Origin of the sequence: Blastococcus brunescens, assembly GCF_035320885.1 — a bacterium.
Classification (GTDB): Bacteria; Actinomycetota; Actinomycetes; order Mycobacteriales; family Geodermatophilaceae; genus Blastococcus_B; species Blastococcus_B brunescens.
The window spans coordinates 451,823-477,447 of sequence record NZ_CP141261.1 but is presented as its reverse complement, the minus strand read 5'-3'; the positions used below and the strand labels follow the sequence as shown (position 1 = coordinate 477,447).

Annotated in this window: 31 protein-coding genes and 6 pseudogenes; 24 read left to right on the top strand and 13 right to left on the bottom strand. The window is 72.4% G+C overall.

Annotated features, from left to right (window positions below; translation table 11 throughout):
- Positions 1-26: 26 nt before the first annotated feature.
- The 12 genes and pseudogenes from U6N30_RS03390 to U6N30_RS03335 form a co-directional block, all read right to left on the bottom strand.
- Complete coding sequence (locus tag U6N30_RS03390; RefSeq protein ID WP_324276135.1) at positions 27-788, bottom strand: hypothetical protein; 762 nt, start codon at positions 786-788, stop codon at positions 27-29.
- Positions 785-1,132, bottom strand: a complete 348-nt coding sequence (locus tag U6N30_RS03385; RefSeq protein ID WP_324276134.1) for a hypothetical protein — start codon at positions 1,130-1,132, stop codon at positions 785-787. The genes U6N30_RS03390 and U6N30_RS03385 overlap by 4 nt, the downstream gene beginning before the upstream one ends.
- Before the next feature lie 279 nt (positions 1,133-1,411).
- Positions 1,412-1,657 carry a hypothetical protein gene (locus tag U6N30_RS03380; RefSeq protein WP_324276133.1) on the bottom strand — a complete coding sequence of 82 codons (246 nt, stop codon included), beginning with the start codon at positions 1,655-1,657 and terminating at the stop codon, positions 1,412-1,414.
- Complete coding sequence (locus U6N30_RS03375) at positions 1,654-2,409, bottom strand: hypothetical protein (protein ID WP_324276132.1); 756 nt, start codon at positions 2,407-2,409, stop codon at positions 1,654-1,656. The genes U6N30_RS03380 and U6N30_RS03375 overlap by 4 nt, the downstream gene beginning before the upstream one ends.
- Before the next feature lie 153 nt (positions 2,410-2,562).
- The gene (locus U6N30_RS03370; protein WP_324276131.1) at positions 2,563-3,465 is read right to left on the bottom strand and encodes a sigma-70 family RNA polymerase sigma factor; all 903 of its coding nucleotides are present in this window, start codon (positions 3,463-3,465) and stop codon (positions 2,563-2,565) included.
- Positions 3,466-3,756: 291 nt separating this feature from the next.
- Complete coding sequence (locus U6N30_RS03365; protein ID WP_324276130.1) at positions 3,757-4,248, bottom strand: hypothetical protein; 492 nt, start codon at positions 4,246-4,248, stop codon at positions 3,757-3,759.
- A gap of 200 nt (positions 4,249-4,448) precedes the next feature.
- Positions 4,449-4,721: a carbon storage regulator CsrA gene (gene csrA / locus U6N30_RS03360; protein WP_324276129.1), complete on the bottom strand. Its 273-nt coding sequence runs from the start codon at positions 4,719-4,721 to the stop codon at positions 4,449-4,451.
- A gap of 96 nt (positions 4,722-4,817) precedes the next feature.
- Positions 4,818-5,288, bottom strand: coding sequence for a flagellar assembly protein FliW (fliW, locus tag U6N30_RS03355; RefSeq protein WP_324276128.1), 471 nt, complete (start codon positions 5,286-5,288; stop codon positions 4,818-4,820).
- Positions 5,289-5,331: 43 nt separating this feature from the next.
- Complete coding sequence (gene flgL, locus U6N30_RS03350) at positions 5,332-6,225, bottom strand: flagellar hook-associated protein FlgL (protein ID WP_324276127.1); 894 nt, start codon at positions 6,223-6,225, stop codon at positions 5,332-5,334.
- A gap of 5 nt (positions 6,226-6,230) precedes the next feature.
- Positions 6,231-7,292, bottom strand: coding sequence for a flagellar hook-associated protein FlgK (gene flgK / locus U6N30_RS03345; protein WP_324276126.1), 1,062 nt, complete (start codon positions 7,290-7,292; stop codon positions 6,231-6,233).
- Between the two features lie 293 nt (positions 7,293-7,585).
- Positions 7,586-7,651, bottom strand: a pseudogene (locus tag U6N30_RS03340) (hypothetical protein); the annotation flags it as partial.
- Between the two features lie 73 nt (positions 7,652-7,724).
- The gene (locus U6N30_RS03335; protein WP_324276125.1) at positions 7,725-8,213 is read right to left on the bottom strand and encodes a flagellar protein FlgN; all 489 of its coding nucleotides are present in this window, start codon (positions 8,211-8,213) and stop codon (positions 7,725-7,727) included.
- 562 nt (positions 8,214-8,775) lie between these two features.
- Between U6N30_RS03335 and U6N30_RS03325 the strand changes: the two genes are divergently transcribed.
- The 9 genes and pseudogenes from U6N30_RS03325 (at position 8,776) to fliE (ending at position 15,849) form a co-directional block, all read left to right on the top strand.
- Positions 8,776-9,483, top strand: a complete 708-nt coding sequence (locus U6N30_RS03325; protein WP_324276124.1) for a sigma-70 family RNA polymerase sigma factor — start codon at positions 8,776-8,778, stop codon at positions 9,481-9,483.
- Positions 9,428-10,744: a flagellin N-terminal helical domain-containing protein gene (locus tag U6N30_RS03320; protein WP_324276123.1), complete on the top strand. Its 1,317-nt coding sequence runs from the start codon at positions 9,428-9,430 to the stop codon at positions 10,742-10,744. Before U6N30_RS03325 ends, U6N30_RS03320 begins: the two co-directional genes overlap by 56 nt.
- 137 nt (positions 10,745-10,881) lie before the next feature.
- Positions 10,882-12,284, top strand: a pseudogene (gene fliD / locus U6N30_RS03315) (flagellar filament capping protein FliD).
- Positions 12,285-12,345: 61 nt separating this feature from the next.
- Positions 12,346-12,603: pseudogene (locus U6N30_RS03310) on the top strand (flagellar protein FliS); the annotation flags it as partial.
- A gap of 124 nt (positions 12,604-12,727) precedes the next feature.
- Positions 12,728-13,159 (top strand): hypothetical protein, encoded by a 432-nt coding sequence (locus U6N30_RS03305; RefSeq protein WP_324276122.1) that lies wholly within the window; start codon positions 12,728-12,730, stop codon positions 13,157-13,159.
- Between the two features lie 150 nt (positions 13,160-13,309).
- A complete protein-coding gene (locus U6N30_RS03300; protein ID WP_324276121.1) occupies positions 13,310-14,404 on the top strand; it encodes a glycosyltransferase family protein in 1,095 nt (364 codons plus the stop codon).
- 257 nt (positions 14,405-14,661) lie between these two features.
- Positions 14,662-15,135 (top strand): flagellar basal body rod protein FlgB, encoded by a 474-nt coding sequence (flgB, locus tag U6N30_RS03295; protein ID WP_324276120.1) that lies wholly within the window; start codon positions 14,662-14,664, stop codon positions 15,133-15,135.
- Positions 15,135-15,539 (top strand): flagellar basal body rod protein FlgC, encoded by a 405-nt coding sequence (flgC, locus tag U6N30_RS03290; protein WP_324276119.1) that lies wholly within the window; start codon positions 15,135-15,137, stop codon positions 15,537-15,539. Before flgB ends, flgC begins: the two co-directional genes overlap by 1 nt.
- A 106-nt stretch (positions 15,540-15,645) precedes the next feature.
- Positions 15,646-15,849, top strand: a complete 204-nt coding sequence (gene fliE, locus U6N30_RS03285) for a flagellar hook-basal body complex protein FliE (protein ID WP_324276118.1) — start codon at positions 15,646-15,648, stop codon at positions 15,847-15,849.
- Here fliE and U6N30_RS03280 read toward each other — a convergent pair.
- Positions 15,830-16,027 carry a hypothetical protein gene (locus tag U6N30_RS03280; RefSeq protein WP_324278646.1) on the bottom strand — a complete coding sequence of 66 codons (198 nt, stop codon included), beginning with the start codon at positions 16,025-16,027 and terminating at the stop codon, positions 15,830-15,832. The two genes, fliE and U6N30_RS03280, sit on opposite strands and share 20 nt — an antisense overlap.
- Here U6N30_RS03280 and fliF point away from each other — a divergent pair.
- The 15 genes and pseudogenes from fliF (at position 15,936) to U6N30_RS03200 (ending at position 25,561) form a co-directional block, all read left to right on the top strand.
- A pseudogene (gene fliF / locus U6N30_RS03270) lies at positions 15,936-17,377 on the top strand (flagellar basal-body MS-ring/collar protein FliF). The gene U6N30_RS03280 and the pseudogene fliF sit on opposite strands and share 92 nt — an antisense overlap.
- A 58-nt stretch (positions 17,378-17,435) precedes the next feature.
- On the top strand, positions 17,436-17,621 hold the full coding sequence (locus tag U6N30_RS03265) for a hypothetical protein (protein ID WP_324276117.1): 186 nt from the start codon (positions 17,436-17,438) through the stop codon (positions 17,619-17,621).
- On the top strand, positions 17,558-18,514 hold the full coding sequence (gene fliG / locus U6N30_RS03260) for a flagellar motor switch protein FliG (RefSeq protein ID WP_324276116.1): 957 nt from the start codon (positions 17,558-17,560) through the stop codon (positions 18,512-18,514). The genes U6N30_RS03265 and fliG overlap by 64 nt, the downstream gene beginning before the upstream one ends.
- Before the next feature lie 76 nt (positions 18,515-18,590).
- A complete protein-coding gene (locus U6N30_RS03255; protein ID WP_324276115.1) occupies positions 18,591-19,346 on the top strand; it encodes a FliH/SctL family protein in 756 nt (251 codons plus the stop codon).
- A gap of 28 nt (positions 19,347-19,374) precedes the next feature.
- Positions 19,375-19,779, top strand: a complete 405-nt coding sequence (locus U6N30_RS03250; protein WP_324276114.1) for a hypothetical protein — start codon at positions 19,375-19,377, stop codon at positions 19,777-19,779.
- Positions 19,764-20,353: pseudogene (locus tag U6N30_RS03245) on the top strand (EscN/YscN/HrcN family type III secretion system ATPase); the annotation flags it as partial. The gene U6N30_RS03250 and the pseudogene U6N30_RS03245, both read left to right, overlap by 16 nt.
- A 93-nt stretch (positions 20,354-20,446) precedes the next feature.
- Positions 20,447-20,665, top strand: coding sequence for a hypothetical protein (locus U6N30_RS03240; protein WP_422678084.1), 219 nt, complete (start codon positions 20,447-20,449; stop codon positions 20,663-20,665).
- A 24-nt stretch (positions 20,666-20,689) separates the two neighbouring features.
- Complete coding sequence (locus U6N30_RS03235) at positions 20,690-20,884, top strand: hypothetical protein (RefSeq protein WP_324276111.1); 195 nt, start codon at positions 20,690-20,692, stop codon at positions 20,882-20,884.
- On the top strand, positions 20,881-21,198 hold the full coding sequence (locus tag U6N30_RS03230; protein ID WP_324276110.1) for a flagellar FliJ family protein: 318 nt from the start codon (positions 20,881-20,883) through the stop codon (positions 21,196-21,198). Before U6N30_RS03235 ends, U6N30_RS03230 begins: the two co-directional genes overlap by 4 nt.
- Positions 21,125-21,634, top strand: a pseudogene (locus U6N30_RS03225) (C40 family peptidase); the annotation flags it as partial. The gene U6N30_RS03230 and the pseudogene U6N30_RS03225, both read left to right, overlap by 74 nt.
- Before the next feature lie 103 nt (positions 21,635-21,737).
- Positions 21,738-22,127, top strand: coding sequence for a lytic transglycosylase domain-containing protein (locus U6N30_RS03220; RefSeq protein ID WP_324276109.1), 390 nt, complete (start codon positions 21,738-21,740; stop codon positions 22,125-22,127).
- A 1,137-nt stretch (positions 22,128-23,264) separates the two neighbouring features.
- Complete coding sequence (locus U6N30_RS03215) at positions 23,265-23,819, top strand: flagellar hook-length control protein FliK (RefSeq protein WP_324276108.1); 555 nt, start codon at positions 23,265-23,267, stop codon at positions 23,817-23,819.
- A 19-nt stretch (positions 23,820-23,838) separates the two neighbouring features.
- Positions 23,839-24,264 carry a flagellar hook assembly protein FlgD gene (locus U6N30_RS03210; protein ID WP_324276107.1) on the top strand — a complete coding sequence of 142 codons (426 nt, stop codon included), beginning with the start codon at positions 23,839-23,841 and terminating at the stop codon, positions 24,262-24,264.
- 65 nt (positions 24,265-24,329) lie between these two features.
- Complete coding sequence (locus U6N30_RS03205) at positions 24,330-25,229, top strand: flagellar hook-basal body complex protein (RefSeq protein WP_324276106.1); 900 nt, start codon at positions 24,330-24,332, stop codon at positions 25,227-25,229.
- Entirely contained in the window at positions 25,130-25,561 is a 432-nt protein-coding gene (locus U6N30_RS03200; protein ID WP_324278146.1) for a flagellar hook-basal body complex protein, read from the top strand. Before U6N30_RS03205 ends, U6N30_RS03200 begins: the two co-directional genes overlap by 100 nt.
- The last annotated feature ends 64 nt before the right edge of the window (positions 25,562-25,625 follow it).

Below are 25,625 nucleotides of genomic sequence, written 5' to 3'. Positions count from 1 at the left end.
GCGGGGAGCCTGTGGACGGGGCCGTCCTACAGCCAGGGCAGGTCGGCCAGGTGCGTCCACGGCACGGTGACGCTGGCCTCCGTCGTCTCGCCCGCCAAGCGGGCAGCGATGGACGGGCCGGCGCAGGCGACCGGCCGCCGCGGTGTGACGACCACGTGCATGTCCGGCATCGACAGACCCGCCGCGGTGATCCGCCCGAGCATCCGCTCCGGCGCGACGAGGGCCGCGGTGGCGAGCACCGGCACCTCCGGGTGCGACCAGAGCGCGACCGGCCCCTCCACGCGCAGGTCGAGCGGCACGTCGTGCGCCCGGCCCGTGGCCGAGGACCGGGCCCGGTGCACCGTGGGAGCGCCCGCCGACCGCGACGGCGTCCACGGCAGGGCCAGGCCACCCCGGCGGACGACGACCCGCCAACCGATCGCGGTCTCGCTGCGGTCGGCCCAGTCGAGAACCGCGACCCCCGTCGCCATCGCTGCGGCGTCGGTGACGGGACGGTGCGCCACCCAGGTGGCCAGGGCCGCGGCCATGCCCTCCGGGGTCGGAGGCACCCCGGCCCGGGTCATGTCGTCGGCGAGCTCGACGAGCTGGGTGCGGACGGTCCGCTCGTCCTCCTCCAGGACGACGAGCGAGCCGGCGCCGGGGCGCTGGACGAGGTCGAGCCGCAGTGCGGCGGTGGACAGGGTCGGCAGCACCGTGTCGGCCACGTCGCGCAGGTCGTCCACGCCGATGCGGACCGGCCGCAACCGCTGCAACAGACCGGACGCGCCACCGAAGCGGGAGTCGATCACGACGATGCGCTCCCGCCGAGGATGTCGCGCACGGATCCGGGGAGCTCGGTCAGGTCCAGGAGGCTGGCCAGCTCGGCCGCGCTGAGCCGGACGGGCAGCACGTCGGGGTCCCAGCCGGTGGCCAGGCGCACCCGTGCCGCCGAGGCCGGCCAGACCGCGTCGCGCGCGGCGGCGACGTGCAGCTCGGTGAGGACGTCCTCGAGATGGACGACGGCGACGGGGTGCACCGGGCGCCGGCTCAGTGCCTGCCGCACCGCCGTCGCCAGCTGGGAGCGCTGCGTGGCGGCCAGCCAGTACGGGACCAGCACCGCGGGGCCGGAGGTCCCGGCGGGGAGCGCGCTCACGCGGGCCGCCCGATTGCGAGGCGTCGCCGCTGCGGCCGCCCGACGGCGCACGGCGGCGTGCCGGCGCAGGTCGGGGGCGGGGCGTCACGTGGTGGATATCGGCAGCGCCACGCCCCGATGGACCCCTTCCCGGCGGGATTTCCCGGACCACGCCAGAACTGTCCCCGTAACCCCACCACCACTTGATGATCAGGGTCCCTGATCGTTCTGGGTCCTCCCCGCAGTCGACCGCGAGGGAGGACCCAGGACGACGAGGGAGGACGGCGACGCCGGCCAGGATCACGCCGCGTTCGATGCGCCACCCGGCTCATCGGTGCGCAGGGCCCGGAAGCGCCGTGGGCCCACAAAGGGAGCTGCCAACAGCCCGCCGACGCGCGACGCCATCGCGGGCCACGGCGGACCGAGGTCCTCGTGCACGACGCGGACGACGCGTACCCCGACCGCACGCATCCGGTCCTCCCGGCGCTTCTCCTTCCACAGGACCTCACCAGGCGAGGATGCGTACCGGGGATCGGTGTACTTCACCTGCCCGTCGAACTCGAGGGCGACGGCGGCGTCCTCGTACCAGGCATCTGCGCGTCCGATGAGTCCTGCCGCGTCATGGATCTCGACCTGCAACTCAGGCCGCGGGAGTCCGGATGCGAGCAGGGCGAGACGTCCCCGCGTCTCCAGGGAGACTCCGCGCGTCCGTCGGAGAGGGCCAGTGCCCGAGCCGCGACGGCGATGCCGACCCGGTGACTGCCGCCGAGCACGGCCCGGACCAGCTCGTCTCGCGTGGTCTTGCGCTTCTGCAGCGCCGCGTCCATGGCGACGACGGCGTCGGTCAGCGACCACTCGCGAGCACAGTCCACCAGCGTGCGGGGCACCGTCGTCGCGCCGAAGGCCAGCCACGGCTGGATCTCGTCCGGGACCATCGCCGCCTGGGCCACCCGGTACCCGCGTCCTCGACGCCAGTCGTCGACAGCCGTGACGCGCACCTCCGACGACTGCCGCCACGGGAGGACCAGCTCGTGGAACCGCGCGGCCGAGGCGTGGCTCAGCACGGGTCCGGCACCGAGGCTCAGCAGCACCGCCACGCAGTCGATCAGGTGCCGCTCGCGATCATCCGCCGTCACCAGCCGTTCGGTGCCGATGTAGACGCCTTTCCGGAGCCGGGACCACCGCCGGGTGCGGAGCTCGACGCGGATGTCCTCCACCCGGTAGCCGACCCGCAACGCCTCCTGGCTGGTGAACAAGCCGAGACGACCGGCGGCGACAGCGCTGAGCTCGGGATGCACGCGGGAAGTCTCGCCGTCGGCACAGCGGTGTGGCGCGGCTCCCTGCCAGCTGTGGACAACCGGCGTCCTACCTCACCGTTCTGGGTCCTCCCCGCGGTCGACCGTGAGGGGGACCCAGAACGATCAGGAGACCTGATCATCCTGGGGGAGGGGTCAGTCGGCGAGCTCGGCCAGGCGGGTCTTCATGGCCTGCTCCACGCGGTCGGCGTAGACGTTCATGTTCCGCACCGAGGTGTTCAGGTCCTGGGAGAGCTGCGTCTTGGTCTGACCGCCCCAGGTGGTGAGGTACCAGGTGGCCCAGCCGAGCACGTTCGGCTGGCCGGCCCGCTGGTCACGCCGGGCCTCCGGGTCGGGGGCGCAGGCCGCGGTCAGGGCGTGCGAGAGCAGCGTCTGCTCCGCCTCCCCCATGATCTCGTCGGGCGCCTCCGAGGAGTCCGGCAGCAGGATCTCGGTGGCGTCGGGGCCGCCGTCCAGCGACTGCAGGTTGCGCAGCCCGTTGAGGGTCGCCACGGTCTGGGAGTTGCGGCGCAGCGTCGCCACGCTCTGGCCCATGTAGGCAGCCAGCTCCTTCTCGCTGGGTCGGCGCTGGTGCTCGGCGATGAAGGCCGCGATCGCCTTCTGCTGCTTGTGCTCGGTGTCGGCCGCCGTCCGCCCGTGGGCGTTGCGGCCCAGGTCGTGCACCCACTTGGACAGCTGGGTCGCGAGGAAGGCCCCGAACGGCACGCCCTTGGTCTCGTCGTACTGGGCCACGGCCTTGAGCACCCACTCGTAGACCTGCTGGCCGAGGTCGTCCGGGTCGGGCAGGTGCAACCGGATGGTGCTCATGTTCCGCTGCAGACGCTTGAGGCTGACCGGCCCGTAGTGCCGGCAGAGGTCGGCGAGGAAGGCGGGCGGGAGGTCGCGCGGGGCACGGCGCCGCACGTCGGTCTCGGCCCGCAGGCCGATGGTCGTCGACCCGTGCCGGGCGGCCCAGGCGCGGATCCAGTCGGCGAGCACCGCGGCGGAGCCGCACGCCCCGTCGACGCGGTAGAGGCCGTCGCCCTGGTCGTAGGTCACGGTGACGCCGTCGGGGAGCTCGCTGCGGAACTCGGCCAGGGGAGCTCGTGGTCGACGCGGAAGTGCACGCGGTCGCGGGGGTGATCGGCGCGAGGAGCCAGCCCTCCGCCTCGGGGATGCCGCCGAAGACGAGCGGCTCGCGGACGCGGTTGCGGGTGTCGGTGCCCGCGGACCCGGCGGACGTCGGCAGGGCGGTCGGCATGGGGGACATGGCGTTCGAGGTCACCGGGGCTCCTGTACTGCGGGGAAGAACGGGTCACGGGGAAGGTGACCCGGAAGTACCGGGGGCCGTCAGGCCGGAATGCGCTCGCTCGGCCCGGGCATGCGGGGCGAGGGAACCGGGGACGCCGTCGTCGAGGGCATCTCCTCGAGCACGTCGGCGGTCGGGACGCCGGCCGCGGCCTTCTCGAGCAGCGTCGCCGCGGCGGCCCGCTCGGCGCCGCTGGGCTCGGCGGTGTAGACGGGCATGTGGTCGTACAGCGAGGCGAAGATGGCGCTGACGAAGGCATAGGCCGCCTGGGCCTGGGGCGAGAACTTCGCCACGGAGGCCCGAGGACCGAGGTCCACGCCAACGGTCACCCGGACGACGCGGTCGTCCTTGCTGAGACCGGTGACCTCGAAGGAGACCTCGTCGTGCTCGGCGGCCAGGGCCGCGAGGGCGGCCAGGCACTTCCGGGTCGCGCCGCGGCGCGGGCGCAACTGGACGTGCACGACCACCGACTCCGGCTCGCCCTGCTCGTCGGCCTGGTGCAGGCCCTGTGCGTTGACTGCATTGCGTTGCATTCTGATCGCCCCCTGTCACTTGCTTGAGGGAAATCTGCCCTATGCCTTCGACAACCGAGGGCACAACACTCGCCGTGTCATACGCAGTTATGAGCCATTACTTCGGCAGAAGTTGCCCGTGTCGTGCACCGAGCGCCACGACCGGTCGACACATAGGCACAGATTGCCGAAACGCAGCGACCCGTTGCCGTCCAGATCTGTCAGGCGGAGTCGTCAGTCCGCTCGGTGGCCGCCTCGGAGACGGCCGCGGACGGTGCGAACGCGGCCAGCGCGCCGAGACTGTCGGCCGTCACCTGCGCCGCGAGCAGGTTCGCCTCGGCGATCTGCCGGTAGACCTCCTCGCGGTGGATCGCGACCTCGCGGGGAGCCTTGAAACCGAGTCGGACCGTGCCGCCCCGGACCTCGACGACGTGGACCTCGATGTCGTCACCGATGCGGATCGTCTCGCCGACGCTGCGGGTGAGTGTGAGCACAGGTACCCCTCCATGGGTGTTGTGTGGTGGCCGTCCTTGGCGGTGCCCGCAGCAGCGGGCGGTGCGGCTGCACCATCGCACAGCCGCACGGAACAGTTATCGGCGCAGGGGCGCCCTGATGGGATGCGAGCCGTCCAGCAGGACGACCTGGCGCGCCCGGTGGGTGGCCGGGTTCACCACCACGGGGGCGCGGAGGTTGGCCGTCGCCGCCGCGACGTCGCCGTCCGGCACCGTCACCAGGCAGTACAGGCTGGCGTCGGCCACGTCACCGAGCCCGAGCTCGTCGCACGCGGCCTCCGGCGGCCTCGGGCTGTAGTCGGGGAAGAACGCTCCCGCCGGCACCGCGAGGAACCGCGGACCGTCCGGAGCGACCGACTGCAGCCAGAAGAGCCGGCCGCCGTCCTCGGCGGGCACCAGGACGTAGTCCCGGTGGCCGGGGAACCCGGGCAACGGTTCGGCCAGGGACAGCCCCTGCACCTGCAGCGGTGCAGGACCGGGAACCCTGTGCTGCACCGGCGCGGGGGCACACGCGGGCGCGGACAGGGTGGCGATCGAGGGCGGCGTCATGCGGGCAGCCTCCTGGGCCGACGGGACGGATGACGGGGATCCATCAGCGCAGGTAGTCCAGGAGCGTCGGCGAGATGGCCTTCGCCGTCGCCGCGAGAGCTGCCTCGTAGCCGACCTGCTGCATCTGGAGCCGCATGATCGTCTCCGGCAGGTCCACGTTCTCGGTCTCGCCCAACCGGATGGTGAGCGAGAGCGAGCGGTCGAAGGTCAGCTGCTCCGCCCGATCGACACGGGACGCGCGCGAGCCGATGTCCGCCACCGCCGTGGACATGCGCTTCATGGCGACGTCGAGGTCGGCGAGGTCGGTCTCGAGCGCCGCCGTCGCGGTCGGATCGGTCGAGGTCAGGTTCGTGGCGATCCGTTCGACGATCGCGAAGAGGTTGCTCGCGTCCGGCCCGAACGCCTCACGGCCGGTCAGGTCGACCCGGACCGACTCGCTCTCCGACAGCCGCCGGGTGATGGGCGGACCCTCCTGGCCGGCCCACGAGCCGTCGGCGTCGTACGCCTTGGCGCCGGTCGTGACGCCACCGAACAGCGGACGACCTTGCACCTGCGTGTTGGCCAGGGCCAGCAGCCCCTCGCGCAGCGACACCACCTCGGTGGACAGCGCCTTCTGGCTGGCCTCCGACACCGCACCGGTGTTCAGGCCCTGGACGGTGAGGTCGCGGACGCGACGGCTGGTGTCGAGCATCTCCCGCAGGGTGGAGTCGCCCTGTTCCAGCCAGCCCTTGGCGTCGCTGATGTTGCGCGCCTGCTGTGCGACGGCGGCCTGCTCGGCGCGGGTCTGCATCGCCTTGTTCGTGCCGGTCGGCGAGTCCGACGGCGCACTGATCTTCTTGCCGGAGGTGAGCTGCTGCTGCAGCTTGCCGACGGCGTCGAGGTTGCGGTTGAGCCCCTGGAGACTGGTGAGCGCGACAGCGCGCTGGGTGATGCGCATTCAGCTCACCGCCCCACGAGGCCGGTGCGGTTGATCAGCGTGTCGAGCGTCTGGTCGATCGCGGTGATCATCCGGCTCGCCGCGGAGTAGGCGTGCTGGAAGGACAGCATGTTGGTCATCTCCTCGTCGATGTTCACACCGGCCACCGACTCCCGGGCAGCGTCGACCTGGGTCGAGATGACGGCCTGGATGTCCTGGTTGCGGATCGCCACGGCCGTCTGCACGCCGAGCTCCACGATCATCTTCCGGTAGCTCGCGTCGGTGCCGGTCGGCTGCTGCCGCAGCTGCGAGAGCTTGTCGGCGTTGCCTGCGTCCAGGGACGGCTCCGGCGCCAACGGCGGATCGGTGCCGATCGACGATGCCGCGATCGCCCTCGGGTCGCTGATGGCGACCGTGATGTTCGCGGCGGTGATCGGTCCGCCGTCCATCGACTCGAGCACGGCGCCGCCGCGGACACCGTTGCGGTCGAAACCGTCGGCGTGCGCGGCGTTGAGCGTGGCCGCCAGTCCGCCGGCCAGCGCATCGAGCTGGTCGCGGACGCCCGGGATGATCGTCGTGAGCGCGCTCAGCTGGCCGCCGGCGGTGCCGCCCGCGACCACCGTGTAGTTCCCGGCCTCGGTGACGATGCGGGGCTTGTCCGTGGCGGTGATCAGATCGGGGTCGGTCGGCCCGGCGACGGCGAGGCGGCTGGCGCTGCTCCCGGAGACCAGCGACATGCCGCCGACGACGACGTCGACAGTGCCGTACTGGCCGGGCCGCACCGTGGCGCCGATCTGGTCGGCGAGCTTCATGACCAGCACGTCGCGCTTGTCCGACAGGTCGTTGGCCGGCAGGCCCGCCTGCTTGGCCACCCGGATGGCCTTGTTGAGCTCCGCGACGGTCCCGGCGGCGGCGTTCACGTCCTTGACCAGGACGTCGAGGTTGTCCCGGGTCTGGTCCCACTGGCCCTCGAGGGAGGCGTTGCTGAACTGGATGCCGCCGACGAGCGTCTCCATCCGCTGGATGACCTGCGCACGGGCCGCGTCGGTGTCGGGCTGGTTGGCCACGTCCTCCCAGCCGTCCCACATCTCGCTGAGCAGGCTCTGGATGCCGGTCTCCCCGGCTCGCGGAAGGCTGTCTGCACCTGCTCGAGCGTGTCCGCCTCCACGAGCAGCCGGGCGCTGTTGGCGTGCTCGGTGTGCCCGCGGCCCTCCAGGAAGGCGTCCCGGATCCGCTGGACGTCGTCAGCGCTCACGCCGGCGCCGATCCCCGGGCTGGTCGAGTAGAACGCGGGGACGACGCTGCCGCCGATGGCCTGCAGGTCGACCCGCTGGCGGGAGTACCCCTCGGTGTTGACGTTGGCGATGTTCTGGCCGGTGACGTCGAGCGCGCGCCGCTGCGCCCAGAGCGCCGTCGTCGCCGCGTTCAGCGAGCTGAAGGTGCTCACTTGGACTCCTCGCCGGCGCTCGTCGTCTGCGCTCGCACAGCTCCGATGCCCATGTGTGAACTCGCGAGCTCGTTCACAGAGCACCGTCCAGGGTGACCGCACGGTGCGGGCCGCCGTCGGTGCTGCGACCGGTGGACCCGTAGGTCCCCGCCGTCGGCGTCTTCACGTTCAGCAGGGCGTCACCGATGGCCGACAGCCCACCCTCGATCAGCTCGCGGTTGGCGTCGGAGAGGCTGCGCAGATCGGTCACGAGCACCAGCAGCGCCTCGTGGTGCTTGGCGAAGAGGTCGTTCCACGGCGCGGGGGCGGCGTCGGCGACCTGGCGCAGCGACGGGTTGGCGCCGAGGCCCAGCGACACCGCGATGGCCTCGGTGGCAGCGGCCCGCTCGACCTCGAGGGTGCGCAGCTGGTCGAGGACGACCTCGATCTCGTGGGCGATGCGCGCCAGCCAGCGCGTCTTGCCGGTGAGGATCAGGTACTGCTTCTCCTCGGCCTTGAACAGCAGCAGGTCCAGGAGCTCCTGCTCCCGCCACAGCAACGTCGACAGGTGCTGGTAGTCCACGTGTCCACCGCCCTTCCGTCGTCTCGCTCGTCGTGTTCCGGGGGACCTCGCGACCGGGTCGTGCCTGGTCCCGGCGGGATTCCTCGTCGAGTGGCCATCGGCACCCCGCGGTGGGGCCTCAAGCCGAAGCGCCAAGTCGGCCCTCAAGTTCGGAAGCTTTTCTGCCGAGGGCGGTGCCGGGTGCGCCACCGGCAGCCGAGAAGAAGGACGTGAGCGCAGCCCGTGCCTTGGCGACCGAACGTCCGTCGCACCAGCGTCCCGCAGGGGACCGCCCGCGGCCCCTGCATGAGCGGTCGCACCCGGATCGACCACAGCCGGGACTCATCCCGCACCCCCGTCGGGCCCGCTCGCAGGCCGAGATCGACGCCCTCGTGACCGAGCACCTCCCGCTCGCCTCGTTCGCGGTGAACGCGGTCGCGGCACGCATCTCCCTGCCCGGGCACGTCAGCCGCGAAGACCTCCTCTCCTGCGCCCACGTGGCACTGGTCGAGGTGGCCAAGCGCTTCGACCCGGGCGCCGGGGCCTCCTTCGCCACCTACGCTCTCACCCGCCTCCAGGGGCGGTGCTGGACGAGTTGCGGTCGGGCGACTGGGCCAGCCGCTCCGTCCGCGCGGCAGCCAGGCGCAGCGACGCCGCGGCCGATGCCCTCACCATCTCCCTGGGGCGGCCCCCGACGCGCGAAGAACTCGCGGCCAGCCTCGGCGTGCCGCGCAGCGAGCTCGACAACCTCCAGGTGGACGTGCACCGGGCGGTCATGGTGAGCATCGACGCCGAATCCGGGGCGGACGGCACGTCGCTCGACCTGCCCGACACCGGCGAGTCACCTGAGCGCGCCGTCCTGCGCACCGAGCGCGCCCGCTACCTGCACGAGGCCATCCGGGCCCTGCCCGACCGGCTGGACGAGGTCGTGGAACGAAATTTCTTCGGTGACGAATCACTGACGGACATCGCGGAGGACCTCGGCGTCACCCTGTCGCGGGTCTCGCAGATGCGCGCCCGCGCCCTGACGCTCCTGCACGCCGCGATGAGCGAGGTCTGGGAGGGCACGACCGTGCCGGCGGACGGTGGCGTCCGGGCGAGGAACCAGCAGCGCAGCTACATCGAGCGGGTCGCCGGCCGCTCCCCATGCCGAGCCCGTCCCCCGGCAGCGCCCGAACTGGCAGCTCCCCGGCCGCGGGGTGACCGCCCAACCCGCATGAGGGAGCCACGACCGGGTGACGGGGAAAAAGAACGCCGGTTCGCCTCAAGTCACAGCGGCCCCACGCCGTAATCAGCAGTGCGACACCAGCACGGCCCGCAGCACGGATGCAGCGGGAATCCCAGTAAGACCCCTTCCAAGGAGGAACACAATGGGTCTCGTCGTCAACACCAACATCGCGGCACTCAACTCGTACCGCAACCTGTCCGTCACCGACGGCCAGATGAACAAGAGCCTGGAGAAGCTCTCCTCCGGGTTCCGCATCAACCGTGCCGCCGACGACGCGGCCGGTCTGGCCATCTCTGAGGGCCTGCGCTCGCAGATCGGTGGCCTCAAGGTCGCCGTCCGCAACACCCAGGACGGCATCTCGGTCGTGCAGACCGCTGAAGGTGCGCTCACCGAGACGCACAGCATCCTCCAGCGCATGCGCGACCTGTCGGTCCAGGCCTCCAACTCCGGTGGCCTGAACGACGAGGCCAAGGGCAACATCCAGTCGGAGGTCACCCAGCTCAAGTCCGAGCTGGACCGGATCGCCAACACCACCACCTTCAACGGCAAGAAGCTGCTCGACGGCAGCTTCACCGCCAACTTCCAGGTGGGCGCCAACGCCGGCGAGACCATCTCGGTCAGCGTCGGCACGTCCATGGGCGTGCAGGGTCTCGGTATCGAGGGCGTCGACGTGTCGGCCGCCAGCGGCACCGGCTCCCGGACCGCCGGCGCGGCGACCGCTGCGGCGGCCTCCACCGCCTCGGTCGCCACGGTCGACCCGATCACGGCGACCACCGCGTACACCGCGGCGGAGTTCGAGCAGCTCAACGGCACCGTCTCCTACAACGGCAAGAGCCTGGACCTCGGTTCGGTCTCCTACGCCACCGGTGACGACGCCACCGCCCGGCTCGGCAAGGTGCAGGCCGCGCTGGACGGCACGTTCGGCAGCGGTGCGGTCACCGCCGCCAACGGCAACACGGGGCTGACCTTCACCGGTACGGCTCCGGGCGCCACCCCGACGGCCCAGGAGCTGGCCGACGCGACGGTGACCTTCACCGTCGCCTCGGGTGCATCCGACGCCATCGGCAAGATCAACGACGCCATCAAGAAGGTGTCGACCACCCGCGCCGATCTGGGTGCCATCCAGAACCGGTTCGACCACACCATCAACAACCTCAACGTCGCGGTCGAGAACCTGACCGCTTCGGAGAGCCGCATCCGCGACGCCGACATGGCGCAGGAGATGGTCCAGTTCACCCGGAACCAGATCCTGTCCCAGGCCGGCACCGCGATGCTCGCGCAGGCCAACCAGGCCTCGCAGGGTGTCCTGTCGCTGCTCCGCTGATCCAGCTGAGCAACCAGGCATCTGAGAAGCACGGCGCCTGACAGCTAGACGACGCAGGACCCCGGGTGAGGGGAGGCCCTCGGGCCTCCCCCTCACTCGCACCCGGACGCACCCGACCACTCCCAGGAGGACACCAGATGACGATGAGCCTGAGCACCGGCCTCATCTCCGGGATGGACACGGGCAGTCTGGTCTCCCAGCTGGTCGCGGCGGAGGCCGCTCCGCAGTCCGCGCTCAAGACGCGACTGAAGACCGCCGAGCTCGCCGCGTCGGCCTATCGCACGGTCAACACCACCTTCCTCGCGGTCCGCGCAGCCGCTGAGACAGCCGTCAAGCCCGACGCCTGGACGCCGGTCAAGGCCACGAGCTCCTCCGGAGCCGTCTCGGTCACGGCCAGCGGCGGCGCCGTCCCCGGTTCGCTCACCTTCACGGTGCTCAGCACCGCCTCGGCGCACTCCGTGCTCGAGAAGAACGCCGTCTGGACCTCCGCCTCGGCGGCCTACGGCGCCTCCAGCATCACGGTCAACGACACGAACGGCACGGCCAAGACGCCGGCCATCACGCTGACCGACACCGACTCCGACGGCACGGTCTCGCTCACCGAGGCAGCGGCCGCCATCAACGCGAGCACCCACGGGCTGAGCGCCGCCGTCATCCAGGTGGGCACCGGCGAGTTCGCCCTGCAGGTCACCAGCAAGACGACCGGCATCGACAGCAGGTTCTCGATCGCCGGCAGCGGGACGGTCACCAACCCGACGCTGGGCGCGGATGCCCGCATCAAGATCGGTGACACCGCTCAGGCGTTCGAGGTCTCCTCCGCCACCAACACCTTCACCGCCGTCATGCCGGGTGCGACCTTCACGGTCAACAAGGTCGACGCCGCCACGCCCGTCACGCTCACGGTGGCCCCCGACCCGGACGCCGTGGCCAGCAAGATGCAGACGCTGGTGGACGCCGTCAACGCCTCCTCAACGAGGTCCGGCGGGCGACGAACAACTCGAAGGGCAGCACCGCGACGCTCAAGGGCGACTTCTCGGTGAGCCAGCTGTCCGGACAGCTGACCAACGCGCTCTCGTCGGCGGTCGCCGGTGCCGGCACGCCTCCGACGACCGACCTCTCGCCCGCGACGATCGGCTTCGAGCTGAGCAAGGACGGCAAGAACGTCGTCTTCAACCGGGAGAAGTTCCTCACCGCCCTGAAGGGCGACCCCGGACTGGCCCAGCGGATGGTGGCCGGGCGCGCGGCGGGCACCGACGCCGACGGGAACGCCGTGCCCGCGGTCACCGGATTCGCGCAGCGGCTGCTGGACGTGGCCGACTCCGCCTCCGACAGCGCGACGGGCTCCCTCGTCAAGCTGGCAGAGGGCAAGGAGTCCACCCTCAAAGGGATCCAGGAACGCATCGACGCCTGGGACCTGCGGCTGGCCAAGCGCAAGGAAACGCTCACCCGTCAGTTCACCGCCATGGAGACCGCGCTCAGCTCGCTGCGCAACCAGTCCACCTGGCTGGCCGGTCAGATCAACTCGCTGCCGTCCGGCTGATCCCGGTCCTGATCCTCGGTCCAGGCCCACGCACACCTCCCCTCGCTCCAGGAGTTCCCCGATGAGTGCCGCTTCCCTCCGCGCCCGATACCTCGGTGACGCCGTCGCGACGAGCTCGCCGCAGCAGATCCTGGTGATGCTGTACGACCGGCTCGCCCTGGACCTCGAGCGGGCCCAGAAGGCAGCCGCCGCCGGCGACCGCGAGGCCGCCAGCGAGCAGCTCCACCACGCGCAGTCCATCGTCATCGAGCTGCTGTCCAGCCTCCAGGTGGACGCCTGGGAAGGCGGGCCGCGGTTGGCCGCGCTGTACAGCTGGCTGATCGGCGAGCTCGTGCAGGCCAACGTCAAGCTGGACACCAACCGCATCCGTCCTGCCGTCAGGTGGTCGAGCCCCTGCGGGATGCCTGGCGGCAGGCGGCGGTCACGCTGGCCGGCACTCCGGCATGAGCGCGGTCCGCCCGGTGAGTGGCTCGGCCACCGCGGGCTTCGGTGCGACTCCCTTCGCGCCGCCGCAGTCCCGGAACCCGAGGTCGCGGAGCGGCGACGAGAAGGACCGCCGCCCGCGCAACTGGCACGAGGCCCTCGTCGAGCTCGAGGGCGAGGTGCTCGCCGCCGAGGAGACCATGGCCCGGGGCCGTGCCGAGGAGATCGCCGCCTGGGGCAGGCGCTCCACCGACTGGGTGCCGCCCACCGGCCTGGGCCCGGTGCCCGACGACCTGCGCGAGCGGGCGATGCACCTCCTGCAGCACCAGCTCGCCGTCGCCGAGGCGCTCGTCGAGCGCATCACGCAGTCGCAGAAGCAGCGCGACGTCGCGGCCCGGATGTCCTACGGCTCCTCCCGGCCGGTCGCCTCCTTCATCGACCGCGCCCTCTGAACCCTGCGGCGCCCGGGAAGCGCCCCGCGCAGCTGCCGTCCCGGCGCCCGTCCGTCGACACGTCCGGTCGGTGGACTGCCGATGACAGAAGCGACACCGCCACCCGGCGGCCGGCCCAGCGCCGGGTTTCTGGCACCGAAAGGCACCTCCATGCGCGTTCTCCTCGCCCGCTCCGAGTACGTCGGCTCGTCCTACTACCGCGTCGACGAGCCGGCCCGCGCGGTCGCCGAGGCGGACCGGGGCGCCGACGTGACCGTGCGGACGGGTCTGGCCACCATCATGCGCCGGGGAACCGACGACACCGAGGCGCAGGTCGTCGAGGTGGATGCCGAGGGCGCCGACGTGGTCGTCCTCCAGCTGCCCAAGACGACCGCGATGCTCCAGATCCTCCGCCTTCTCCAGGCTCAGGGAGTCGCCGTCGTCGTGGAGATCGACGACCTGCTCACCGGTGTGCCGTTCGGTCACATGGCCCACGGCAGCCTCGTCCGCAGCGGTCACGGCGACGTCGCGCGCCAGTGCGCCCGGGAGGCCGATCTCGTCACGGTCACCACACCGGCGTTGCTGGACGAGTACGCGCGGCACGGCCGGGGCGTCGTCGTGCCCAACGCGATCCCCCGGCGGATCGCCGAGCTGCCCCCGGCCTACGAGCGGGACCCGGAGGTCGTGACCATCGGCTGGACCGGCAACGTGCTCGGCCATCCATACGACCTGCAGGAGATGGGCTCCGGGCTCCAGCAGGCGCTGGACCGGACGCGGTCGAGGAGCCGGCTGCTCGTCATCGGGCAGAAGTGGGACCTCCGCGAGCGGCTCGGCCTCAGCACCGACCCCGACGAGCACTCCTGGCTCGACTCCGTGGACACCTACGCCGCCCGGGTGGGCGAGCTCCTCGACGTCGGCATCGCTCCCCTGCGGCTGGACAGGTTCAACGCCTGCAAGAGCTGGCTCAAGCCGCTGGAGTACTCGGCGAGAGGTGTGTACTGCGTCCGCGCCCGCAGCGCGGAGTACGAGCGACTCGGCCTGGGTGTGCCGGCACGGGCACCGAAGGACTGGGCGAAGTGGATCGCCGCCGGCGTCCAGGACGCCGACCGGCGCCGCGAGGTCGCGGCCGCCGCTCATCAGGAGGTGCTGGCCCGGCACCTGACCGAGCACACCGTCGAGCGATGGGTGGCCGCCTGGCGGACAGCCCTCGACAACAGCGCGCGGCGGTCGGGCGCCGGCCGCCGCGACGCCGTCCGCGCGTCCTAGACCGACGGGCTCCCCGCCCGCGCCGCCGCACCCCCGCCCCGCCGTCGTCCACCGATGGCGGGGCGTTCGGCTGTTGTGGGATGTCGCGGTGGATCGCGCCCGTGCGGCCGGCCCACGCACGGATGGTGCCAACTCCCTGCCCCAGTCGACGCGGGACACGGCCAGGTCACCGCTGATCACACGGGTCACCCGGACCCCGTCCGAACCGCCCCTCATCCGTCGCGCCGCGACGGTCAGTGCCCGAGGGGCGGGTGCCGATGAAGGATCTGCACGGACAGCACCACTTCGCCACGGATCGGCGGACCCCGCACTCGCTCGCGAGTGCCCTTCCGCGTACCCCGGAGGTCGAACGTGTCCTGCTGCACCCGTCGGCGACCCGCCCCATGATCGGCGAGATCACGCCCGCCGCGCTGCACGCCAGCCTCTCCGGGCTGGCCCAGCGCCAGCGGGTCACGGCCGACAACATCGCGAACATCAACACCCCCGGGTACCTCGCCGGCCGCGTCGACTTCGAGTCCTCGCTGCGCGGTGCGCTGCGCAACGGCGAGACGCCGGAGATCACCGGCGGCTCCGTCGCCCGGTCGCTGGAACCGACGAACACCAACGGCAACAACGTCAACCTCGATGCGGAGACCCTCATCGCCACCGAGACCGGGCTGCGCTACCAGCTGGCCCTGAACGCCCTCGACGGCAAGTACAACAGCCTCCGCACCGCCCTCAGGACGCAGTGATGGCCATCTTCGACACGCTCGGGATCTCCGGATCCGGCCTCATGACCCACCGCAAGTGGCTCGACGCCGTCTCGGACAACATCGCGAACATCAACACCGTCACACGCACGAACGAGGACGCCTTCCAGGAACGCCTCGTCGTGGCGCAGGCGGTCGACTACGGCTCCGGGGAGGGCGGCGTCCGCGTCGCGCGGGCGGAGTTCGGTGACCCCGAGGGCCGTCTGGTCTACGAGCCGAACCACCCGCTCGCCGACGAGGAGGGCTACGTCAAGTACCCCGACATCGACCTCGGCGGGCAGATGACCCAGATGATGATGGCGCAGCGCGGCTACCAGGCGAACCTGGCGATCGTCGAGCGGGCCACCAACATGTACCAGGCTGCCCTGCAGCTCGGGAAGGGCTGACCGTGAGCATGCCCATCAGCGGGATCGTGCCGGTCGGCATCGGCGCGGTCGGCGGCGTCACCGAGGCCGGCCCCAGGCCGCCGCGGGCGCCGACGGCTTCGCCTCGGTGCTCGCCTCGACGTTCGACAAGCTGCAGAGCACGCAGAACGCCGCGGACACCCTCGGCGCCCAGGCCGCCACCGGCGACCTCAAGGACGTGCACGACTACATCATCGCCAGGACCGAGGCGTCCCTGGCCACCGAGATGGTCGTGACCTTCAAGAACAAGGCCGTTGAGGCCTTCAACGAGATCATGAGGATGCCGGTCTGATGAATGCGGCACTCGCCGGGACGATGGAGCGCGCCCGCTCCACGTTCTCCACGATCAGCCTGGGGCAGAAGGTCGTCATCGGCCTCCTGCTCGTCGGGCTGCTTCTCGGCGGGTTCTTCTTCTTCCGCTGGATCACCGCCCCCACGCAGGCCCCGCTCTTCTCCAACCTGGCCTCCACGGACGCCTCGGCGATCGTCGACGAGCTCAACGCGGCCGGTGTCGCCTACGAGCTCACCGACGGCGGCCAGACGATCATGGTGGCCAAGGACGCGGTCTACGACCTGCGCCTGCAGATGAGCGGCCAGGGCTGCCCGCCGGCCAGGACACCGGCTACGCCCTCCTGGACGAGCAGGGCATCACCACCAGCGAGTTCCAGCAGCAGGTCACCTACCAGCGGGCGCTGGAGGGCGAGCTGTCCAAGACTCTCGAGTCCCTGGACGGCGTCCGCTCGGCCGTCGTCCACGTGGCGCTGCCCGAGGACGAGGTCTTCGTCACCGAGGAGGCCAAGCCCACCGCGTCGGTCCTCCTGGACCTCGCCCCGGGCACCGCGCTGTCGGGCGAGCAGATCCAGGCGGTCACGAACCTCGTCTCCTCCAGCGTCCAGGACATGGAGCCCGACCAGGTCACCGTCGCCGACTCCACCGGTCAGGTGCTCTCCGCGGCCGGTGAGGGTATGACCGCCGCCGCCGGCGACGCCCGCTCCCAGGTCGAGCAGGAGTACCAGAACCGGCTGGCCGCCAACGCCCAGCAGATCCTCGACCGGGTCGTCGGCCCCGGCCGCGCCGTCGTGTCGGTCCGCGCGGACGTCGACCTCTCCCAGCGGGACACCACCTCGAAGACCTACACCTACGACGAGGGCACGCCACCGATCTCGGAGAGCAACACCACCGAGGAGTACACCGGTGGCGGCACCCCGGTCGGCGGCGTCCTCGGCCCGGAGAACATGCCGGACGCCGCGGCGAACGCCGGTGGCGGCGAGTCGGCCTACAACAAGGAGTCGACGACGAGCAACAACGCCGTCGGCGAGACCACGGAGGTCATCCAGGGCGCGCCCGGCGGCCTGAACCGGCTGACCGTGTCGGTCGTCATGGACGACGCGATCGCCGGCAACCTGAACCAGCAGCAGATCCGCGACCTGGTCGGCAACGCGGTGGGGCTGGACGAGGCCCGCGGCGACGACATCACTGTCGCCTCGCTGCCCTTCGACACCACCGCGGCCGACGCTGCTGCGGCCGAGATGGAGGCCGCCCGCGAGGCCGAGGCCGGCGAGCAGATGTGGTCGATGATCCGCACCGGTGGCATCGCCGCCGGCATCGCGCTCGTCGTCCTCATCGTCTGGCTCCGCTCGCGCCGCCGCGGCGACGGCGAGGAGGACTACGAGCCCCTCGAGCTCAGCGACGACATGCTCGCCGAGCTGGACCGGCTGCGCGTCGCGAGCAGCCGCGAAGAGGTGCAGATCGACAACCGCCAGATGGAGCTCGAGGCCGCCGAACGGCAGAAGGTGCGGGGGAGATCTCGGCCATGGTGAGCGAGAAGCCGGACGAGGTCGCGGCCATGCTGCGCGGCTGGCTGACGGAGAACAAGGCATGACGCTGGCAGGTATGGAGCAGCTGGTCGGGCTCGGTGGTGGCAACCTGCCCGCCGTCGCGGCCGCTCCCCGCGTCCCGAGCTCCCCGGCCTGCGCAAGGCCGCGGTCTTCCTCGCCCAGATGTCCAAGGAGGAGGCCGGCGTCCTGCTGTCCAAGCTGCGGCCGCGAGAGGTCGAGTCACTGACCCGCGAGCTCATGCGCCTGGGCTCGGTGGAGTCCGAGGACGTCGACGGCGTCATGAACGAGTTCCACAGCCTCATGACCGCCCAGCACTTCATCGGCCGCGGCGGCGTCGACTTCGCCCGCGAGATCCTGGCCGCCGGCCTGGGCGAGGACAAGGCCGAGGGCATCCTGAGCCGGCTCAACGTCGTGTACACCGAGGTCCCCTTCGCCTCGCTGCGCAACGCCGACGTGCGACAGCTCGTCACGTTCCTCAAGGACGAGCACGCGCAGATCATCGCGCTCGTGCTGGCCCACCTCACCGCCGCGCAGTCGGCCGAGGTGCTTTCCGGCTTCGCGCCCGAACAGCAGGCCGAGGTGGCGCACCGCATCGCGACGATGGACCGGACGTCGCCGGAGATGGTGCGGCTCGTCGAGGAGGAGCTGGGCCGCCGGATGGGCTCGCTGCTCGCGCACCAGGACATGACCACCGTGGGCGGCGTCGAGACCCTCGTCGAGATCATCAACCGCTCGCCGCGGCCGACCGAGCGCTCCATCCTCGAATGGCTGGACACCACCGACCCCGAGCTGGCCGAGCAGGTCCGCTCGCAGATGTTCGTCTTCGAGGACATCGTCACCATCGACGACCGGTCACTGCAGCAGGTGCTCCGCGAGGTCGAGGCCAACGACCTCGCCACGGCTCTGAAGGGCGTGCGCCCCGACGTGCGGGACAAGATCCAGCGCAACCTCTCCGAGCGCGCCTCCGAGAACCTCGCCGAGGAGATCGAGCTGCTCGGGCCGGTGCGCACGCGCACGGTCGAGGAGGCGCAGGCCAAGGTCGTCGCGATCATCCGCACGCTCGAGGAGCAGGGCGTCCTGACGCTGACCCGTGGACAGGATGATGAGTTCGTTGCGTGATGACAGGGGCGGGAGCATCGCAGCGAGGAACGAGCGAGGAGCGGACCGGCCCGCGGAGTCTCGCCGATGACCGCGCGTGAGGGCGTCCTGCTGCGCGGCACCAGCGCGCAGCGGGCTACCCCTACCGGGACGCACCACGGCGGGACCCCCACCACCAGTCGACGGCGGTCCAGCGTCCGGAGCAGACCGTGGAGCGGAGATCGACCATCCGGCGCGCGGCCGACCTCCCCGTCGTCGACGGCGGCGGGACGTCGTTCCGGCTCGGCGACGTCTACGCCGAGGAGCTGGCCCGGCTGCGGCAGCACGCGCACGCGGAGGGCTTCACGGCCGGGCACGCCGAGGGCATGGCGGCCGCGGCGGAGGTGGTCGCCGAGACCGAGCGCGCCGCCGCCGCGCGGCTGGCCGACGTGCAGGCGCGGTGGGAGCGGCGCATGGCGTCGGCCACCGCCGCGCTGGCCGCGGCCGTCACGCGCTTCGAGGAGGCGTCCGTGCCGGCCGCCGACGAGATCCGCGAGACCGTGATCGGCACGGTGCTCACGCTGGTGGAGGACCTGCTGGGGCGCGAGCTGGCCCTGGCCGACTCCCCGTCCTGGACGCCGTCCGCCGCGCGCTCGCGCTCTGCCCGGCGGATGCACCGGCGGTCGTGCGGGTGCATCCCGACGACCTCGGGGAGATCCCGGCCGAGGCCCTCGCCGAGCTCCCGGACACGGTGCGGGTCGTCGCCGACCCGGCCATCGAGCGTGCCGGCGCGGTCGCCGAGACCGGCCCGCGGCGGATCGACGCCCAGCTCGGCGCGGCTCTCGAGCGGGTCCAGGCGGTGCTGACGGCGTGACCCCACCTGCCACCCCTTCCCGGCGAGCGTGCTGACCCGGGCCCGGACGGCCGCCCGGCCGCAGGTGACCGGCTCGGTCACCGGCGCCATGGGCCTCACCCTGAGCGTCGACGGCATCCGCGCCGCCGTCGGGGACCTCGTCGAGGTCGACCCCGGTCCGCGGCCCCTGCTGGCCGAGGTGGTCGCCGTCGGGCGCGACCGGCTGACCTGCATGCCCCTGGGCAACCTGTCCGGCGTGCACGCCGGCGCCCCTGTGCGCGCCACCGGGATGCCGCTGCAGGTGCCGGTCGGCGAGGCACTGCTGGGCCGGGTGCTCGACGGACTCGGCCGTCCCGTGGACGGCGGGCCCCGCTGGGTTCGCGCGTCTCCTTCGTCGACCTGTCGAGCGAGACACCGCACGCGCTCAGCCGGAGCCGCGTGCAGGAGCCGCTGACCTTCGGCGTCCGCGCGCTCGACACCCTCGTGCCCTGCGGCAAGGGGCAGCGCTTGGGCATCTTCGCCGGTTCCGGCGTCGGCAAGTCCAGCCTGCTGGCCCAGATCACCCGTGGGACCGACGCCGACGTCCGCGTCATCGGCCTCATCGGCGAGCGGGGCCGCGAGGTCCGCGAGTTCCTCGAGGAGAACCTCGGCGCCGAGGGGATGGCGCGCACGGTCGTCGTCGTCGCCACCTCCGACGAGCCGCCGCTGGTCCGCCTGAAGGCGGCCTTCGTCGCCACCCGCATCGCCGAGGCGTTCCGCGACGAGGGCCGCGACGTCCTGCTGCTCATGGACTCCATCACCAGGACGGCGATGGCCCAGCGCGAGGTGGGCCTGTCCGCCGGGGAGCCACCGGCCACCCGCGGCTACCCGCCGAGCGTCTTCGCGATGATGCCGCAGCTGCTGGAGAAGGCCGGGACCGGCGTCACCGGGTCGATCACCGGTCTGTACACGGTGCTGGTCGAGGGGACGACCACAACGAGCCGATCGCGGACACCGCCCGCTCGATCCTCGACGGGCACATCGTGCTGACCCGCACGCTCGCCACCGTCGGGCACTTCCCCGCGATCGACGTGCTGGAGTCCATCTCCCGGGTCGCCACCGCCGTCGTGCCCCCGCACCTGATGGCCGACGCCCGGGAGATCCGCCGGCTGATGGGTGCCCTGCGCGACGTCAAGGAGCTCGTCGAGATCGGCGCCTACCAGGCCGGCAGCGACCCGCTCGTCGACCGCGCCCGGGCGCTCGCGCCCACGATCGAGGCGTTCCTCCAGCAACCCATGGGCGAGTCGACGCCGGCCGAGGAGGCCTGGGGCTGGCTGCAGCGGATCGTGAGGTCGGCGTGACGCCCCCGCGCGCGGAGGTAGGGCGTGAAGCGCGCGCACTTCCGGCTGCAGCCGGTCCTCGAGCTGCGCCGGACCGAGGAACGTGCCGCCGCCGCGGCCGCGGCAGAGGCGGCGACCGCGGCGGCGGACGCCGACCGCCGGGCCACCGACTACGAGACGACGCTGGCGTCCGCGGTGCTCCCCGGTCGCTGCCGGCCGGTCAGTTCCTGGCCGCGATGACGATGCTGCGGACCGCGGCCACCGACGCCTCGGACGCGCGCGCACTGGCCACCGCGACGGCCGAGCAGGCCCAGCTCGTCCGGGGCCGGTGGACCGAGGCCGCCCAGCGCACCAAGGGCCTCGAACGGCTCCGGGAACGGCACCTTGCCGCGCTCCGCCACGCGGAGGACGCCGCCGAGGAACGGGCCGTCGACGACCTCGTCACCGGCCGGGCGGGCCGGATCGCCGCCCGGCCTGCCGATGACAGTGCCGAGGACGGTGCCGACGAGCCGGCCGGGGGACACGAGATCAGGGAGGTGCCGTGGACGGGGTGACCCAGGTGCAGGCCCGGATCAGCGAGATCCAGACCCGGTTCGTCCAGCGCACGCCGTCGACGACGGGCAACTGGGCGAGCGCCGCCGCCGCCGCCGGACTCACCGGGACGAGCGGTTCGACGTTCTCCGGCGCAGGGGCGACCGCCACCGAGGGGCGGCGGTCGCCGAGGCCGAGAAGTACCTCGGCGTCCCCTACCTCTGGGGCGGGACCGACCCCACGAAGGGTCTGGACTGCTCGGGCTTCACGCAACTGGTCTTCACGAACCTCGGTGTCGAGCTGCCCCGCACCTCCTCGCAGCAGGCCACCAGCGGCCGGCCGGTGGCCTCGCTGGCCGAGGCCCGCCCCGGCGACCTCGTCTTCTTCGACAACTCCTCCAGCCGGGCCGGCATCGACCACGTGGGCCTCTACATCGGCAACGGGAAGATGATCGCGGCTCCCCAGGCCGGCGAGGTCGTCAAGGTGCAGGACGTCGGCAACCCGACGGTGATCCGGCGCGTGCTCCCCGCGCAGACGCCGGCGCTGCCGACCGTGGCCGCCGGTGGCGCGCTCGCCGGGGTGCCCTACGCCGACCTGTTCACCCGCGCCGGCGCCCGGCACGGGTGGATCCTCGCTGCTCGCGGCGGTCGCGTCGCAGGAGTCCGGCTTCAACGCCTCCGCGGTCTCGTCGGCCGGCGCGCAGGGCCTCATGCAGTTCATGCCCGCGACGGCCAAGGGGCTCGGCGTCAACGCCCTCGACCCGACGTCGGCGATCGACGGCGCCGCCCGCTACCTCAGCAGCCTGACCAAGCAGTTCGGCACGACGCCGCTGGCCCTGGCCGCCTACAACGCCGGACCGGGGACGGTGTCCCGCCACGGCGGCATCCCGCCCTACCCCGAGACCCAGAACTACGTGCGTGCCGTGATGACGAAGGCGGAAACCTACCGATGACGACCCCTGGGGCCCTCCCCGTCCACCCGTCCGCGAGCGCGGCCCGGACGCGACCGACCGGCGCGGCCGACCAGCGCGGCTCCTCGGGCGGGGCACCGTTCGCCTCCGCGCTCGGGACCGCGCTGGCCGACCGAGCACCGGTCGGCCGGGAGAGGTCCGCCGAGCGTCGCAGCACCCCCGACGCCCGGACCGCCGACGCCGGCGCGCGGGCTGCCGCCGCGGACGCGCGTTCCGCCGCAGCCGACGCGCGGGCTGCCGCGGCCGATGCCCGGGCAGCCGAGCGCACCGACCGCTCCGCCGTCCGCACGGCGGATCGGGTCGCGCACCGGACCGCGCCCAGCACGCCGCGGGGCACGGACCCGTCGGCCGACGCCACGCACGCCACGGACGTCACGGTCGCCGAGACCGCACCCGGGACCGACGCCGACGCCGCCGCGGTGGCACCCACCGAGGTCCCGGCCGTCACCGGCGGCCCCGTCGAGCCCGACGTGGCGCCCGTGGATCTGCCGGCCCTCTGGGCCATGTCGCTCGGCGGCCCGCTCGCGACGGCCGTGCCGACCGTCCCCGCCGACGCGGCGGCCGACGGCCCCGTGCCGGTGGCTGTCACGACCCCGGCTCCGGGTGCCGCCGTCGTGCCCGCGACGACGGCACCCGGAGCAGCAGCAGAGGACGCGCCGGTGGTCCCGGCCGCCACGGCGGTGCCCGCCGCCGTGCCGGCTGCACCCACGTCGGCGGCCGGCGGTGTCCCCGTCGGTGTCCCCGTCGTGGCCGCGCCGACGCCGACCGGCACCGTGCCGCCGGTACCGGCCGGTGCCGTCCCGCCGGCCGCCGTGCCCGCCGGGCCCGCCGTGCCGACGACTCCGGACCCGGCGAGTCCCGCGGTACCCGGCGTCCTCGCCGCTGCTCCGGGGACCGCCGCCCCGCGGACACGACACCGACGGTCCCGGTCGTCGTGGCCCCCGCCCCGACCGGAGCCACCTCGTCGGCCGTGGCCGGCGACACGGTCCCGGCCGTCGCCGTCCCCGTCACCGGAGCCTCCGTCCCGACCGGCGCGGGCGGCTCGACGTCGTCGGGTGCCGGGCACCCCGGCAGCGGCTCCGGCCAGCCGGGCACCCCTCCGGGGACGGCGTCCCGGACGTGTCCCCGGTCGGCCTGGGGACGGCGTCCGCGCCGGCTGCGGTCCCGGCGACCGCGGCTCCCTCCGCGACCGGTACGGCGGCGACCCAGCCCGTCGGCTCCCAGGTCGCCCACCAGGTCGCCGTGCTGGGCCGGGGACCGGACGGCAGCCACACCATGACCCTCGTCCTCAACCCGGAGAACCTCGGCCCCGTCGAGGTCTCGGTGACCCTGAGCAAGGGCACCGTCGATCTCACCCTGCGCGGTGCCCACGAGCTCGGCCGGGCGGCGCTGCTGGACGGCCTCACCGATCTGCGACGGGACCTGGAGGCCGCGGGGCTCAACCCCGCGAAGCTGGAGGTCGATCGCGAGACCGGCGGCTCGTGGCTGTCGCGCCACGCGCAGCAGCAGGCCGAGCAGCAGGCGTCCGGCCAGCAGAACGGTCAGCGAGGTGAGCAGCAGGGCCGCGGCGAGGACCGGTCACGACCCTGGGGCCCGGCTGCCGATAGAGCAGTCAGCGGACCGACCCCGGCTTCCCAGCGATCCACGTCGTCCGGCGTGGACCTGCGCGTCTGAGCGAAGGAGTGACCGACCGATGACCACCCCAGGCGTGACCGGGACGACGGGGACCTACTACACCCCGGCCGCCTCCACGGTCGACCGTCCCGACCAGCTGGGCAAGGACGTCTTCATGAAGCTCCTGGTGGCCCAGATGCGCTACCAGGACCCGGGCAACCCGGTTGACAGCAGCCAGATGATGTCGCAGACGGCGACCTTCAGCCAGGTCGAGAAGCTGGAGCAGCTGGTCAACCAGAACGCCTCGATGCTCGTGCTCCAGGAGTCCGCGACGGCCGGTGCGCTGGTCGGGCGGACCGCCACCTACACCGACACGACCGGCGCGTCGAAGACCGGGCTCGTCACGTCGGTCCGGCTCGCCAGCAAGGAGAGCGAGGCCGTCGCCGTCATCGGCGGGGTGTCCGTCCCGGTCGGCCGGCTCACCGAGATCGCCGTCACCACGTGACGTCCTGACCCGCTCCGCTCTTCCGCCGTCCCCCTCCCTGAGGAGAACCTCCCGTGCTTCGTTCCATGTTCTCGGCCATCTCCGGCCTCCGCGCGCACCAGACCAAGATGGACGTCACCGGCAACAACATCGCCAACGTCAACACCGTCGGCTTCAAGGGCTCGCAGACCGTCTTCCAGGACACCCTGTCGCAGGTGATCCGCGCCGGCGGCGCCCCGGCAGCCGACCGCGGGGGCACAAACCCCGCGCAGGTGGGTCTGGGCGTCAAGGTCGCGGCGATCACCACGAACTGGACCCAGGGCGCGACCCAGTCCACCGGCCGGTCGACCGACTTCATGATCGAGGGCGACGGGTTCTTCGTGACCCGCGGCACCGGTGGCGAGCAGCTGTTCACCCGGGCCGGGTCCCTCGACTTCGACGCCTCCGGGAAGCTGGTCACCCCCGACGGCGCGGTCCTGCAGGGCTGGATGGCCGACGAGGACGGCCTCGTCAACCCCAACGGCCCGGTCGGTGACCTGTCGGTGCCCTACGGCCAGCTGGTGAACCCGGTCGCCAGCACCGGCGGCGTGGTCGACGGCAACCTGCCGTCGGACGCCGAGATCGGGGCGACGGTGCAGACCGGCATCACCATGTACGACAGCCAGGGCGTCGCCCAGAAGGTCTTCTACAACTTCCAGAAGACCGCCGCGAACACCTGGGACTTCACGGTGACGGACTCGGCGACCCCGCCGACCGAGCTGCTGCCCGCGGTGTCCGTGTCCTTCGACGCCGCCGGCGTGCTCGTGCCCCCGCCGCCGGCTCGACCACCTTCAACCCCGGCACCGACTTCGCCCCGGCGTTCCCCAGCTGGACCAACGACGTCGCGATCGACATCTCCACGCTCACCCAGTACGGCGGGTCGAACACCCTGGGCGCCCCCACGCAGGACGGTTACGCCCTGGGGTCGCTGCAGTCCTTCCAGCTAGGTGCCGACGGCACGATCATGGGCGTCTACTCCAACGAGCTTCGCCAGCCCATCGGCCGCCTCGCCCTGGCCTCGTTCAACAACCCCGGCGGGCTGGAGAAGGCCGGCAACAGCTCCTTCCGTGTCGGCGTCAACTCCGGCGTCGCGCAGATCGGCACCGCCGGTGTCGGCGGCCGCGGCGCCCTGATGTCCGGTGCCCTCGAGATGTCGAACGTCGACCTCGCCGAGGAGTTCACCGGTCTCATCGTCGCCCAGCGCGGATTCCAGGCCAACAGCCGCGTGATCACCAGCTCCGACGAGATCCTGCAGGACCTCGTCAACCTCAAGCGCTAGATCCAGCACGTGAACCAGGATGGCCCGGTCACTCCTCGGGGGTGGCCGGGCCGTCGACCTTCCG